Consider the following 12,001-nt stretch of genomic DNA (forward strand, 5'->3'; position numbering starts at 1 on the left):
TCCGAATTCGGCGCCCAATGTGAGGAATAAAACCCCTCTCCCGAGCATTTGAATCGCAGAACGCAAAACGACGTGCGCGATGCCCGACTGCATCCCGCCCGTCCAAACCGTCTAGCTACGGACCGAAAAGCCCGAAAATTGCCCATCTCCCAACGGCTTAACCGGAAGCGTCACCGCTTCCGCTGTCAGACCGTATTTTTCGTGCTGCCGTCCCGATATGGGATGGCAATCATGGAGATTCGAGGGTGGTTCCCAGCGCATCCCCACACATTCCTGTGTAGTCGAATGAGTTCCGGCCCAGAGAGCGACCAAACGGCCGCCCTCCAGATGGAACCCAAAAGGGTCTTACTTGAGTTCGACCTTCGCGCCAGCCTTCTCGAGCTGACCCTTGATCTTCTCGGCTTCGTCCTTGGAAACGCCTTCCTTGACGGGCTTCGGCGCGCCTTCGACCAGGTCCTTGGCTTCCTTGAGGCCAAGACCCGTGATCGCACGGACTTCCTTGATAACTTCGATCTTCTTGTCGCCGGCACCAGCCAGAACGACAGTGAACTCGGTCTTTTCTTCAGCAGCAGCGGCACCGCCGCCACCAGCAGCCGGACCAGCAACCGCAACAGCGGCAGCAGCCGAAACGCCCCACTTTTCTTCGAGCATCTTGGCGAGGTCGGCAGCTTCGAGCACGGTCAGGCTCGAGAGATCTTCAACGATTTTCTGTAGGTCAGCCATTGTCTATATCCTTAAGCGTATTTGGTTCGAACCAGGGTTTGAATGCGAAGGGCGTCAGGCCGCTTCGCTCTTTGAGGCATAGGCCTGAACAACACGCGCGAGCTTCGCCGCGGGAGCTGTCGAGAGCTGAGCGATCTTGGTCGCCGGCGCCACAAGGAGGCCGAGGATCTTCGCGCGCAGTTCGTCGAGCGAGGGCAGCGCGGCCAGGGCCTTGACGCTGTCGACGTTCAGGACGGTTTTACCCATCGAGCCGCCAAGAATGACGAACTTCTCGTTCGCCTTGGCAAATTCGACGGCAACCTTCGGTGCAGCTACCGGATCGTCCGAAGTGGCGATCACGGTCGGGCCCTTCAACAGGGAACCGATGGCAGCAACATCCGTGCCTTCAAGAGCAATTTTGGCGAGACGGTTCTTCGAGACCTTCACCGAGGCGCCAGCCAGCTTCATCTGCGAACGCAGGGTCTGCATCTGGGCAACGGTGAGGCCGGAATAATGGGCGACGACCGCAACGCTGGTGGTCTTGAAGACCCCGTTCAGCGCGTCGACCGCGTCCTTTTTAGCCGCTCTTTCCACAGCAAGCTCTCTCCGGTTGGCGGCCTCTATCGAGATAGGACCGCCGGGTTACACCCACCGCCCCACCTGAACCTGACCTCAAGACACATGGTCTCTTAGACACGTCGGGCGAGACGATATGATAGCCTGCCCTCCCGAACCTTCCTGGCGAACCAGCATTGGCGCGGGGTGTCGAGGTTCGAACCAAATACGCGTCACGTCGCACAAAACGACGTTGGCGAAATCCAGTCTTCACCCGTCTATGCTGGCTGCATCAAGTTTTACGATTAAGCCGTTGATGAAACTTGCGTTTATCGCAGGCGCCAGCAGTCTCGGACAGGATTCAGGATCATCGATAAGCCATCATCTGACCTATTGTTGATCCCTGCCCGCCTTCCTCAAATCCGCGTCGCGCTTCCTGTCCCCTTCGAGCGATCCGGATGGATAGCCTGAAAGGAAAAGTCTCCTGCGATGTGGGTTGTCGGAATGCGAACACAGACGCGCCAGCTACCAGCCAGCACGCCCGGAAACGGTTGTTTAACGAGTCTTTTTCGTGTTGCCAAGCGCGAAATGCCGATGTGGCATCTTTTCTGCAAGGGAGCCCCCGGGCCCTCCTTAATCCCTCCCCCTAGCACAGCGAAGCTGTGTGACGTGGGGAGGGTGGCGCGTTGCGAGCGCAGCGAGCAAACGTGACGGGTGGGGTGCCGCGCGCGCAGAATCCCGTATTGAACCACCCCCACCCGACCGGCCTACGGCCGGCCACCTATGGCGGACGAATTCGTCCGCCCGACCCCACGCAAGTGCGGGGGAGGGAAAGTGGGTCCTGCGCTCTAAGCCCTCACCCTTTCGGGCAGGCCGCTCCCGCATCGGCCCAGGCCTTGATCAGCTCACCGAACTGCTTCTGGGTACCCGGCGCCGGAGTCCGGTTGCCACCGGGATGCCAGCCCCAGCCGACCAGTTCGTCTTCGGCCATGTGCTTCACAAGTGCGGCCATGTCCTTGCCGCCATTGCGCTCCTTGTCCTTGATCTGGGTGCAGATCTGGCCGAGCGTCTTGCCCTGCCAGGCCATCTCGATGGGCGCTAGCGCCCACTTCGGATTGCCGGGGACGTTGGCGGCATCGAAGTTGTTCTCGTGGTGGCAGGTGGCGCAAGCGAGACCACCGGCCGCGCCGACACCGCCCTCGCCGCGCACGACCAGCGGGATATGCGGCCGCATGCGGTCAGTCTGGGTCGGACGCTCTGTCGCCGGATGGCAGTTCATGCAGCGCGGCGACTGGATGACCTTGCCGGCTTCCGTAAACAGCGCCACCGCACGCTCGTTCTTGTTCTTGATCTTGGCGAAGGCCGAGACCGACTGCAGCTTGGTCGGATTGCTGACCGCTGCATCGGCCTCCTGGAAGCTCGGCTCCGCGAATGCGAGAAGACCCGCCGCGAGGCCGCCGGCGACCAGCGCCAACATCGAGTTCTTAAACAAGCTCATGCTGAGGCTCCTGGCACGATCGGCAACTGCCGCGGTCTTCCCACTCCGAGTTTCGCCAGCGCGTTGGCAACGGCAGGCCCGAGCGGAGGCACGCCGGGTTCGCCGACGCCTGATGGCTTCTCGGTCGATTTCACGATGACCACTTCGATCTCCGGCATCTCGTTGATGCGCAGTGAACGATACGTATCGAAATTGCCGGACACCGGCGCGCCGGCATCCAGCGTCTGTTCCGCATAGAGGATGTGACCGAGGCCGAAGCCGATGCCACCTTCCATCTGCGCGCGGATGATGTCGGGGTTCACGGCGACGCCGCAATCCACCGCGCACCACACCTTGTGCACCTTCGGACCGTCGTCGGTCATGGACAGTTCGACCACCTGCGCGACGAAGGTGTTGAAGCTCTCGACCACCGCAACGCCGCGCGCACGGCCTGCCGGCACCTTGTAGTTCTTCCAGTCGGCGAGTTCGGCGACGGCCTTCAGCGCGCCCGCATGGCGTGGTTTCTTGCTCAGGAGTGCGAGCCGGCCTTCGATCGGATCCTTGCCGGCGGCCTCGAGCAGTTCATCGACAAAGGCTTCGACGACATAACCGGTGTGGGTGTGGCCCACCGAGCGCCACCACAACACGGGCACGCCGACATCGACCTGATGCATGTCGCAGCGGAAGTTCTCGACGTCATACGGGATTTCGTTCGAGCCTTCATAGGACGTCGGGTCGAGACCGTCCTTGAACATCATGGACTCGAAGAAGGACCCCTTCATGATCGACTGGCTGACGATGGTGTCGCTCCAGGCTTCAATCTTGCCGTCGCGCACCGCACCGCGCATGCGGTGGATGCAATAAGGCCGATAGTAGCCGCCGCGCATATCGTCCTCGCGCGTCCACACCAGCTTGACCGGCTTGCCCGGTCCGATCGCCTTCGCGACTTCGGCGAGCTCGATGGCCTGATGCGTGCTCTGCTGCGCGCGGCGGCCGAAGCTGCCGCCGGCAAGAAGCACGTCGATCTTCACCTTCTCGATCGGCAGCCCGAGCACCTTGGAGATCGCCATATGGTCAGGCGTTGGGAACTGGCAGCCGTAGCGCGCATAGGCGGTGTCGCCGTCCCATTTCAGATAGGCGTTGAGCGGCTCCATCGCGGCATGGGCCAGATACGGGAAGACGTATTCAACCTCGATCACGCGGCCGCCTTTGGCCATCGACTCTTCGAACTTGCCTTCGGCCTTGACGAGTTTGCCGGCCGTCTTCGACAGGCCGCGGAATTGCTGCAGCAGCTCCGCACTGCCACGCTTCTCCGCCTTGCTGTCGTCCCAGGTGATCTTCAGCGCGTCGCGGCCCATCTTCGCGGGCCAGAAGCCCTTGGCATAGACAGCGACACCATTCGACACCTGCTTGACGTCGACGACACCCGCCACGGCTTTCGCAGCCGTCGCATCGAAGGACGCGACCTTGCCGCCGAATTTCGGCGAACGCGCCACGACCACCGTGAGCATGTCCGGTTCGTTGATATCGAGCGTGTAGAACGCCTTGCCATTGGTCTTGTCGGCGCTGTCGAGGCGTTTCACGACGCCTTCCTTGCCGATCAACCTGAACTGCGACGGGTCCTTCAGCTTCGGATCGGCCGGCACCGGCATGGCCATCGCCTTGTCGGCGAATTCGCCGAAGCGACCTTCATGGCCAGATGCATGTTTGATCACACCGTTATCGACAGTGATCTCGCCTGCCGGCACCTGCCACGCATCGGCCGCAGCCGCGACCAGCATCTGGCGCGCGGCGGCGCCGACCTGTCGCATCTGGATGTAGGAATTGGCAATGGCCGTCGAGCCACCGGTGCCCTGCATGCCGAACGCCAGATTCTTGTAGAGCTGCGGATTCGACGGCGCGTGATCGGCACGCATCTGCGCCCAATCCGCGTCGAGTTCTTCGGCGACCAAAGTCGCCATGCCGGTGAACGGCCCCTGCCCGAATTCGATGCCCTTGCACAGCACCGTGACGGTGTTGTCGGGCTTGATGATCAGGAAGGTGTTCGGCGCGATATTGATCGACGGCTTTGCCGCCGCCTGCGCGAACAGCTTGTCGGCGCGCGCAACATAGGCGCCGAGCACGAGGCCAGCGCTGCCCTTGAGCAGCGTGCGACGGGAGAGTTTGGTGTCATGAACGGTCATGGCTCAACCCTCCAGCGATTTGGCGGCGCCATGAATGGCGGCGCGGATGCGGACATAGGTGGCGCAGCGGCAGATGTTGCCGTTCATCGCCAGATCGATATCGTTGTCGGTGGGGGTCGGATTGACGCTGAGCAGCGCGGTGGCGCTCATCACCTGACCGGATTGACAGTAGCCACATTGCGGCACGTCGAGCGCGACCCAGGCCGCCTGCACCGCCTTGGCTTCCTTGGAGTCGAGCCCTTCGATGGTGGTGATTTCGCTGGTGCCGATGGCCGAGACGGGCATTGAACACGAGCGGACGGTCTGGCCGTCCACATAGACCGTGCAGGCGCCGCATTGCGCGACCCCGCAGCCGTATTTGGTGCCGGTGAGACCGGCCCCATCTCGAATTGCCCAGAGCAGAGGTGTGTTGGGATCGACGTCGACCTGACGGGCCTGACCGTTGATCTTGAGAGTGAACGCAGCCATCGCTGATGTCCTATGTCGTCGAATGTACGCCTACATTCGAGTTGTTCTAAACAGCCGACATCTACATCCGCATTGCGGAATAACCCATTCAATTATTTTTGTACCGCGCGGGAACGAAATTGGTTCTTGCGAAACGGCCCTGCAGACCAGTCGCCAGCTTGTCAGAGGCGCCGCGACGCTTCGATGCCGCTCAGGATGAGATCGATTCCGGCGAGAAAGTCCCTGCGGTCGTCGTGCCCCCGCAAATGCGCAGCCATGCTGCGGGTGAATGCATACGCATCCGGATCGAGCTGAGACCAGGTGGTTGCGACCGCGTCCAGAAAGTCAGACCTGTCGATCCCTCGCGTCCGGCCGAGCTGCCCATTGGCCGCGTTCTGCGCACCGACGCCGAGGATGTAGTTCAGCAACGCCCCCACCGTCGCCCACTGTTCCTCGTCAGGCACGCCAAGGGCGCTCACCTGCCGGCCGATGCGTTCGAGTATTCGCACCATGGGCAACTGCCCGGGAGCGCGTGTGAGCGCCGACCCAACCCACGGATGCGCGTCGATCGCGTCAAACATGCCCAGCGCGAGGGTGCGAATGATGGCCTGAGGCGTCGCGCCGACCAGGGGCGCGTTCATCGCGCGGGCGATGATGGCGTCGCAGGCGGCAGTCAGCAGATCGCCCTTGTTGGGCACGTGCCAATAAATAGCCCCGGGGCCCGTGGCCAGCCGTTCCGACAGGGCGCGGAACGTCAGACCATCTTCCCCGCTGCCGTCCAGGATCGCGATCGACGCTTCGATGATGCGATCCCGGGAAGACGTCGAAGCCGCGCTCATCACTTACGAAATCGACCTCTTTCCCCGCAGTGCGTCTGTTGCCGCAGAGACCGATCGGAATCTGAAGCTGTTCTTCAACGACAACGCGCCTCAGAGCGTGGTTGACCTGTTCACCAGTTTCCAGATCGCCGAATAGCTGCCCTAGACCACCACCGCATACGGCAGCCCCTTGCCCGCGTAAAACGCGTCGAGATTGGCGATGACACAGTCCTGCATCGCCATGTGCGAGTCGAGTGTGTGACCACCGATATGCGGCGTCAGCACAACATTCGGCAAAGCCGTGAGTGCGTCGGGCGCGTGGGGCTCCTTCTCGAACACGTCGAGGCCGGCGCCAGCGATGGTCTTGTCGGTCAGCGCAGCCGTGAGTGCCGCCTGATCGATCACCGAGCCGCGCGAGATGTTCACGACGACACCATTGGCGCCGAGCTTCTTCAGCATCGCGGCATCGATGATGCGGTTGGTATCGCCCCCTGCCCGCACGGCGATCATCAGCACGTCGCACCATTCGACCAGCGCTTCGAGGCTGGGCTCATAGCGATACGGCACATCATGCTTGCTGCGGCTGTGATAGGCGACGTCGCATTCGAAGGCGGCGACGCGCGATGCGATTTTGCGGCCGATCTCGCCCATGCCATAGACGCCCACTCTGCGGCCGGGATTGCCGGGCTGGGGCGACATCAGCGGCGACGGCTTCGCACCCGACCAGCCGCCTTCGCGCAGATACTGATCCGCCGGCAGCAGACGCCGCGTCACCGCGAGCATGAGGGTCAGCGCGAGGTCGGCCACCGATGCCGCATTTGCGCCGGGGCTGTTGCCGACCACGATCTTGCGTTCGGCTGCGGCCTTGAAGTCGACGCCGTCATAGCCGGTGCCGTAGCAGATGATGGCGCCGAGCGCCGGCATCATGTCCATCACGTCTGCCTTGAGCACCTGACCGCCCGCGGTGATCAGCGCGCGCACGTCTTTCAGTTGGTCAGCGGAAAAGGTCTGCAGCGGTGGCTTGCCTGCAGCGTCTAGAAGATCGAAGTGCTCGCCGATGCGCACCATCTGGGACTTCGGGAAACGCGAATAGATCAGAACCTTCTCGGCCATCGTGACGATCCTTTGGGGGCATTCCTGCCGGGTCTAAAGAGCGGAAGACAAAAGAAAGGGCGGAACCGGTTGCCCGATTCCGCCCTGGTTTCTTGCAAGCCTTGTTCCGGCTTAGCCGAGCACGGTGCCCGTCTCAACCTTGACGCCGGGGCCCATGGTCGAAGACACGGCAACGCGCTGCAGATAGGTGCCCTTGGCGCCAGCCGGCTTCGCCTTGGAGACGGCATCGACCAGAGCCTTGATGTTTTCGACGAGCTTCTCTTCCGAGAAAGATGCCTTGCCGATACCAGCCTGCACGATGCCGGCCTTCTCGACGCGGAACTCGACCGAACCGCCCTTGGCACCCTTGACTGCGCCGGTGACGTCCATGGTCACGGTGCCGATCTTCGGGTTCGGCATCATGCCGCGCGGACCGAGCACCTTACCAAGGCGACCGACCAGCGGCATCATGTCGGGGGTTGCGATACAGCGATCGAAATCGATCTGACCGGCCTGGACCTTCTCGAACAGGTCTTCTGCACCGACGACGTCTGCACCAGCAGCCTTGGCTTCTTCAGCCTTCGGGCCACGGGCGAACACGCCGACGCGCAGGGTGCGGCCGGTGCCGTTCGGCAGAGTAACGACGCCACGGACCATCTGGTCGGCGTGACGCGGATCGACGCCGAGGTTCAGCGAAATTTCGATGGTCTCATCGAACTTCGACTTGGCGCGTTCCTTGACCATCTTGATGGCCTCGGCGACCGGATAGAGCTTCTCGCGGTCGATGCCCTCACGGGCGTTCTTCAAACGTTTTCCAATTGCCATGACCGTTTACCCCGCGACCTCGACACCCATCGAACGGGCAGAGCCCTCAACCATCTTCATGGCCGATTCAATGGTGTCGCAATTCAGATCCTTCATCTTCGCTTCGGCGATCTCGCGCACCTGCGCTTTGGTCACCGCGCCGGCCTTGTCACGACCCGGCAGCTTGGAGCCGGAGGTGAGCTTGGCGGCCTTCTTGATGAAGAAGGACATCGGGGGGGTCTTGAGGGCGAAGGTGAACGAACGATCGGCATAGATCGTGATCACCACCGGGATTGGGGTGTTCTTTTCTTCCTTCTGTGTCTGCGCGTTGAACGCTTTGCAGAATTCCATGATGTTCAAACCGCGCTGACCAAGCGCGGGACCGATCGGGGGCGAAGGGTTCGCCGCACCGGCCGGCACCTGAAGCTTCAGGTATCCGGTCACTTTCTTTGCCATGTGTCACTCCTGTTGTGCCGGTCATCGACCGGCTGTTTCAGGTTTCGTGGTTCGGTCGACAAGCGGTTGGCAACCGCCCTCTTCCTCCCACGGCCTTAGAAACGCGAGGCGAACCTCACGCTATTGCGATCAGACCTTTTCGACCTGACCGAATTCCAGTTCGACCGGCGTGGCGCGGCCGAAGATCGACACTGCGACCTTCACGCGCGAGCGTGCCTCGTCGATTTCCTCGACGACGCCGGAGAACGACGCGAACGGACCATCGGCCACCTTCACGTTCTCGCCGATCTCGAACGACACCGACGCCTTCGGGCGCTCCACGCCTTCCTGCACCTGGTGCAGAATGCGCATGGCTTCGGCTTCCGAAATCGGCATCGGCTTGTTTTCGGCGCCGAGGAAGCCCGTGACCTTCGGCGTGTTCTTGATCAGATGAAACGCTTCGTCGGTGAGCTGCATCTTCACCAGCACATAGCCCGGGAAGAACTTGCGCTCGGCGTCCATCTTGCGACCGCGACGTATTTCGGTGACCTTCTCGACCGGAACCAGAATCTGTTCGAACAGGTCTTCCAGGCCACGCTGCTTGGCCTGTTCCTTGATCGACTCCATCACCTTCTTTTCGAAATTCGAATAGGCGTGAACGATGTACCAGCGCATGCTCATAATTCAGTTCCGTCAGTGCATCGTGAGCAAAAAAGCGACGAGGTAGCGGATGACCTGATCCGCCGCAAAAAAGAAGATCGACGACAGCGCCACCATGACGAAAACCATGATGGTCGTGATGGTCGTCTCGCGTCGCGAGGGCCACGTGACCTTGTTGGTCTCGGTGCGCACTTCCTGCAGGAATTTGAACGGGCTGAACGCCATCGTTATGTGATCCGCATCCGTCGTGAGACGATTGAATTGGTTTCAGAATCCGAACAGCCCTCTTGCGCCCAACCCTTTATCAAGGATGAGCCGCCAAGCGGGCTCGTTCGTTCGGGGATTTGCCGCGTCGGATATCCGGTCACCGGGCCGACAGCGAGTGCAGCTTCCTACTTCGGACCGGACCAAAGGTCAAGGTATCCGGGCCGGACCGGCGGGAACCCTCCCCGCCACCGGATACCATCTGGATCAGCGCCCGCCCACCCCCGGCGACGGTTTGCCGACCGCCGCACGGACGTGCCGGACGACGTGATCGGCGACGATGGCGTGGCCCTCCGCGGTCGGGTGCACCGCGCCGCTATACATCGCTGCATAGACCGGCTGCAGGATGTCGAACTGGGTAAAGCCCACTGCATGCACATTTGCGGTCAGAAACGCGTCATTCGGGGTCCGGAACAGGCGCCAGCGGGACGCATAGGGCAGATAGGCCGCCGGCGAATAGGGCGTGAAGTCCTCCTTGCCGATCCAGCGCCGCGGCATCGCCATCGCCTCGCCGTCCGCCTGCGGCCGCTTCGGATCGCGCGCACAGAGCCCGCGTTTGGCGAATTCGCTCTGGTGATCGGTGATGAGCTGGAAGCCGGTTCCGGCGCCGGTGGCCAGCGCCGGGCAGCCACCGCCCCGTCCGTTGGTGATGCAGGCGGTCCGGGTGAAGAAATCGTTGAGAAAGCTCACCGTCTCGGCCAGCCGTTCGCGCGACAGCGACAGCTTCTTGTGGACGTCGAGACCGAGCGTCGGCTGCGCGCCGCACAAGGCGCCCGTCTCGTCGAACTGGATCGGCTCGTAAGCCGTCTGCAGCACCTTCGCGGGCGCCACGCCAAAGCCGTCGCGCAAGGCATCGCGGAGCGCCACCATGCGCTCGTCGAGCTGCTCCATATAGGCGCGCGACACCTGTGGCGAGAACCGGATCTGCTTGCCGAGCAGGTTCGCGATCGGCGCCAGATCGCCGGCGGACTCGGTCATCGCATAGACCATCAACGGCGAGAAGCCGACATCGTTGCCGCCAATCGACAGCAGCAGCGTGTCGATTGGCCGCTTGCGCTCATTCGGCGCACACCAGGATTTTGTCACCGGCATATTGGCAACCTGCACGCTGCCGCTCGCATAGGTCGGCAGATTGTAGGTTGCACGCTGCGTGCGACCCGCGGGGCTTTTGCAGATCAGATCGGCGAGTTGATCGAGCTGCGAACGCACCATCGCGTTGCCGGCGCCCTCGCGCGCCTTCTTCTCGAGGAACAGACCTTCGGTGACCTCCGAACCGGTACAGGCCAGACTGACCAGCGTGACCGACCGGTGCGGATTCTCCAAACTGAGTTGCAGCCCGACGCGAAACGGATAGCCGTATTGCGAGCGGTGGCAATCGGGGCTGAGCCAGCGCGGATTGGCGGCGTTGAACGCCTTGTCGAACTGCGCCGATGCGAGCGGGAAATAAAGCTCCTGCTCCTCGTCGGCAAGCTTGCGCCGCGGCAGGTTTTTATAGTCGAAACTTCCCACCGGTGCAGCGGGGGTCAATTTCTGCAGCGACTTGGCGGTGCTGCGTGTCGCCATCTCCTCACGCATCAGGGTTGGATCGTAGACCATCTCGCGGACGGCGCTGAATGTCACCGGAACGTCCGGATTGCTCTCGCCCGAGGCAAAGGAATCGCCGAGCGCCACGATGAACAGATCCTCGACGACGACCTGCGGGTCGTTCAACGTACGACCATCGGGCAATCTGACCTGGACCGATGCACCGGACAGGCTACGATCGACGGCATAAGGCAGGCGCGTGATCTTGAGCGGCGTCGCGCAGGATTGCGTTGTGGTCTCGGTCCTGCTGCCCGGCCGCCGCGGCGTCCAGCTCCAGACGCAATCATACGCGCCAGCTTCGGCAATGCGCTCGGGCGACAGCCGGATCAGCACAGTATGCGCATCCGGCAGTACGTAATCTTCCTTGGCCGTGCCCCACGAATAACGCCGGTCGCAACTCGCGAGATAGCGGCCCTGCCGGCTGTCGTAGCAGACGGCGTCGACGGTCTGCGACGCCCAGCCGAGACGCGAGCGATCGTAGCGCGCCCGCGCGGTGTCGGCGCAACTGGTCGGGCTGGTCATGTCGCGGCAATCGGGATCGTTCAGCCGCCGCTCGGTGCGCCACACCACATCGGCGGGCGGCAGCACCATCTCGTTGCGCGCAGCGGGATAGCCGCGCTCATACATCGCGAAGGACGCGGCATTCTTGAAGAAGCGAAATGGACTTTCCACCTGCCAGAGCAGATCGGCGGCATGAGCGCCATGACTCAATGACAAATGTCCAAAGGACGACACCAGCAACGTCGTGGCCCCCACGACGAACGTCACAAGTAATTTCATTCTCGACTTCCGACTGAATTCCCAACGGGTGTGTCGCGCGCGCGGCAAGCCAGGTTCATCGCCGCGACCGCACGCCGCAGGGACGCAACGCAACGCAAACGGGGATCAGCACGATCGCGCATGATTGGCAAAGCCGATGTCGGACATGGCCACCAGCCCATTAAGCAAATTGCCCCGCGGATCGTCAGATTCCATTAACC

The 12,001-nt window shown here is 62.2% G+C and carries 12 protein-coding genes; all 12 read right to left on the reverse strand.

Features of this window, described 5'->3' with window-relative positions; all coding sequences use genetic code 11:
• Positions 1–345: 345 nt before the first annotated feature.
• The 12 genes from rplL to A4A58_RS10195 all read right to left on the reverse strand — a co-directional run bounded on the left by rplL (position 346) and on the right by A4A58_RS10195 (position 11,801).
• Complete coding sequence (rplL, locus tag A4A58_RS10140) at positions 346–723, reverse strand: 50S ribosomal protein L7/L12 (RefSeq protein ID WP_068731513.1); 378 nt, start codon at positions 721–723, stop codon at positions 346–348.
• A 54-nt stretch (positions 724–777) separates the two neighbouring features.
• A complete protein-coding gene (gene rplJ, locus A4A58_RS10145; RefSeq protein WP_068731515.1) occupies positions 778–1,296 on the reverse strand; it encodes a 50S ribosomal protein L10 in 519 nt (172 codons plus the stop codon).
• 817 nt (positions 1,297–2,113) lie between these two features.
• Positions 2,114–2,755 (reverse strand): Isoquinoline 1-oxidoreductase subunit, encoded by a 642-nt coding sequence (locus A4A58_RS10150; RefSeq protein ID WP_068731517.1) that lies wholly within the window; start codon positions 2,753–2,755, stop codon positions 2,114–2,116.
• Complete coding sequence (locus A4A58_RS10155) at positions 2,752–4,917, reverse strand: xanthine dehydrogenase family protein molybdopterin-binding subunit (protein ID WP_068731520.1); 2,166 nt, start codon at positions 4,915–4,917, stop codon at positions 2,752–2,754. The genes A4A58_RS10150 and A4A58_RS10155 overlap by 4 nt, the downstream gene beginning before the upstream one ends.
• A gap of 3 nt (positions 4,918–4,920) precedes the next feature.
• Complete coding sequence (locus A4A58_RS10160) at positions 4,921–5,385, reverse strand: (2Fe-2S)-binding protein (protein ID WP_068731522.1); 465 nt, start codon at positions 5,383–5,385, stop codon at positions 4,921–4,923.
• Positions 5,386–5,546: 161 nt separating this feature from the next.
• A complete protein-coding gene (locus A4A58_RS10165) occupies positions 5,547–6,203 on the reverse strand; it encodes a TetR/AcrR family transcriptional regulator (protein ID WP_068731523.1) in 657 nt (218 codons plus the stop codon).
• Between the two features lie 141 nt (positions 6,204–6,344).
• Positions 6,345–7,295 carry a 2-hydroxyacid dehydrogenase gene (locus A4A58_RS10170; protein WP_068731525.1) on the reverse strand — a complete coding sequence of 317 codons (951 nt, stop codon included), beginning with the start codon at positions 7,293–7,295 and terminating at the stop codon, positions 6,345–6,347.
• Between the two features lie 111 nt (positions 7,296–7,406).
• On the reverse strand, positions 7,407–8,099 hold the full coding sequence (rplA, locus tag A4A58_RS10175) for a 50S ribosomal protein L1 (RefSeq protein ID WP_068731526.1): 693 nt from the start codon (positions 8,097–8,099) through the stop codon (positions 7,407–7,409).
• A 6-nt stretch (positions 8,100–8,105) separates the two neighbouring features.
• Positions 8,106–8,534: a 50S ribosomal protein L11 gene (rplK, locus tag A4A58_RS10180; protein ID WP_068731528.1), complete on the reverse strand. Its 429-nt coding sequence runs from the start codon at positions 8,532–8,534 to the stop codon at positions 8,106–8,108.
• Between the two features lie 129 nt (positions 8,535–8,663).
• Positions 8,664–9,194: a transcription termination/antitermination protein NusG gene (gene nusG / locus A4A58_RS10185; protein WP_068731530.1), complete on the reverse strand. Its 531-nt coding sequence runs from the start codon at positions 9,192–9,194 to the stop codon at positions 8,664–8,666.
• Between the two features lie 12 nt (positions 9,195–9,206).
• Entirely contained in the window at positions 9,207–9,398 is a 192-nt protein-coding gene (gene secE, locus A4A58_RS10190; RefSeq protein WP_068731532.1) for a preprotein translocase subunit SecE, read from the reverse strand.
• 246 nt (positions 9,399–9,644) lie between these two features.
• The gene (locus A4A58_RS10195) at positions 9,645–11,801 is read right to left on the reverse strand and encodes a hypothetical protein (RefSeq protein ID WP_068731534.1); all 2,157 of its coding nucleotides are present in this window, start codon (positions 11,799–11,801) and stop codon (positions 9,645–9,647) included.
• Positions 11,802–12,001: the final 200 nt, after the last annotated feature.

The sequence above is a fragment of the Tardiphaga robiniae genome (assembly GCF_001618955.1).
GTDB lineage: Bacteria > Pseudomonadota > Alphaproteobacteria > Rhizobiales > Xanthobacteraceae > Tardiphaga > Tardiphaga robiniae_A.

What these genes read in the sequence shown, in the direction of transcription:
- rplL (WP_068731513.1), bottom strand. Translation starts at nt 723, where the DNA reads ATGGCTGACCTACAGAAAATCGTTGAAGATCTCTCGAGCCTGACCGTG.
- A4A58_RS10150 (WP_068731517.1), bottom strand. Translation starts at nt 2,755, where the DNA reads ATGAGCTTGTTTAAGAACTCGATGTTGGCGCTGGTCGCCGGCGGCCTC.
- A4A58_RS10155 (WP_068731520.1), bottom strand. Translation starts at nt 4,917, where the DNA reads ATGACCGTTCATGACACCAAACTCTCCCGTCGCACGCTGCTCAAGGGC.
- A4A58_RS10160 (WP_068731522.1), bottom strand. Translation starts at nt 5,385, where the DNA reads ATGGCTGCGTTCACTCTCAAGATCAACGGTCAGGCCCGTCAGGTCGAC.
- A4A58_RS10165 (WP_068731523.1), bottom strand. Translation starts at nt 6,203, where the DNA reads ATGAGCGCGGCTTCGACGTCTTCCCGGGATCGCATCATCGAAGCGTCG.
- A4A58_RS10170 (WP_068731525.1), bottom strand. Translation starts at nt 7,295, where the DNA reads ATGGCCGAGAAGGTTCTGATCTATTCGCGTTTCCCGAAGTCCCAGATG.
- rplA (WP_068731526.1), bottom strand. Translation starts at nt 8,099, where the DNA reads ATGGCAATTGGAAAACGTTTGAAGAACGCCCGTGAGGGCATCGACCGC.
- rplK (WP_068731528.1), bottom strand. Translation starts at nt 8,534, where the DNA reads ATGGCAAAGAAAGTGACCGGATACCTGAAGCTTCAGGTGCCGGCCGGT.
- nusG (WP_068731530.1), bottom strand. Translation starts at nt 9,194, where the DNA reads ATGAGCATGCGCTGGTACATCGTTCACGCCTATTCGAATTTCGAAAAG.
- secE (WP_068731532.1), bottom strand. Translation starts at nt 9,398, where the DNA reads ATGGCGTTCAGCCCGTTCAAATTCCTGCAGGAAGTGCGCACCGAGACC.
- A4A58_RS10195 (WP_068731534.1), bottom strand. Translation starts at nt 11,801, where the DNA reads ATGAAATTACTTGTGACGTTCGTCGTGGGGGCCACGACGTTGCTGGTG.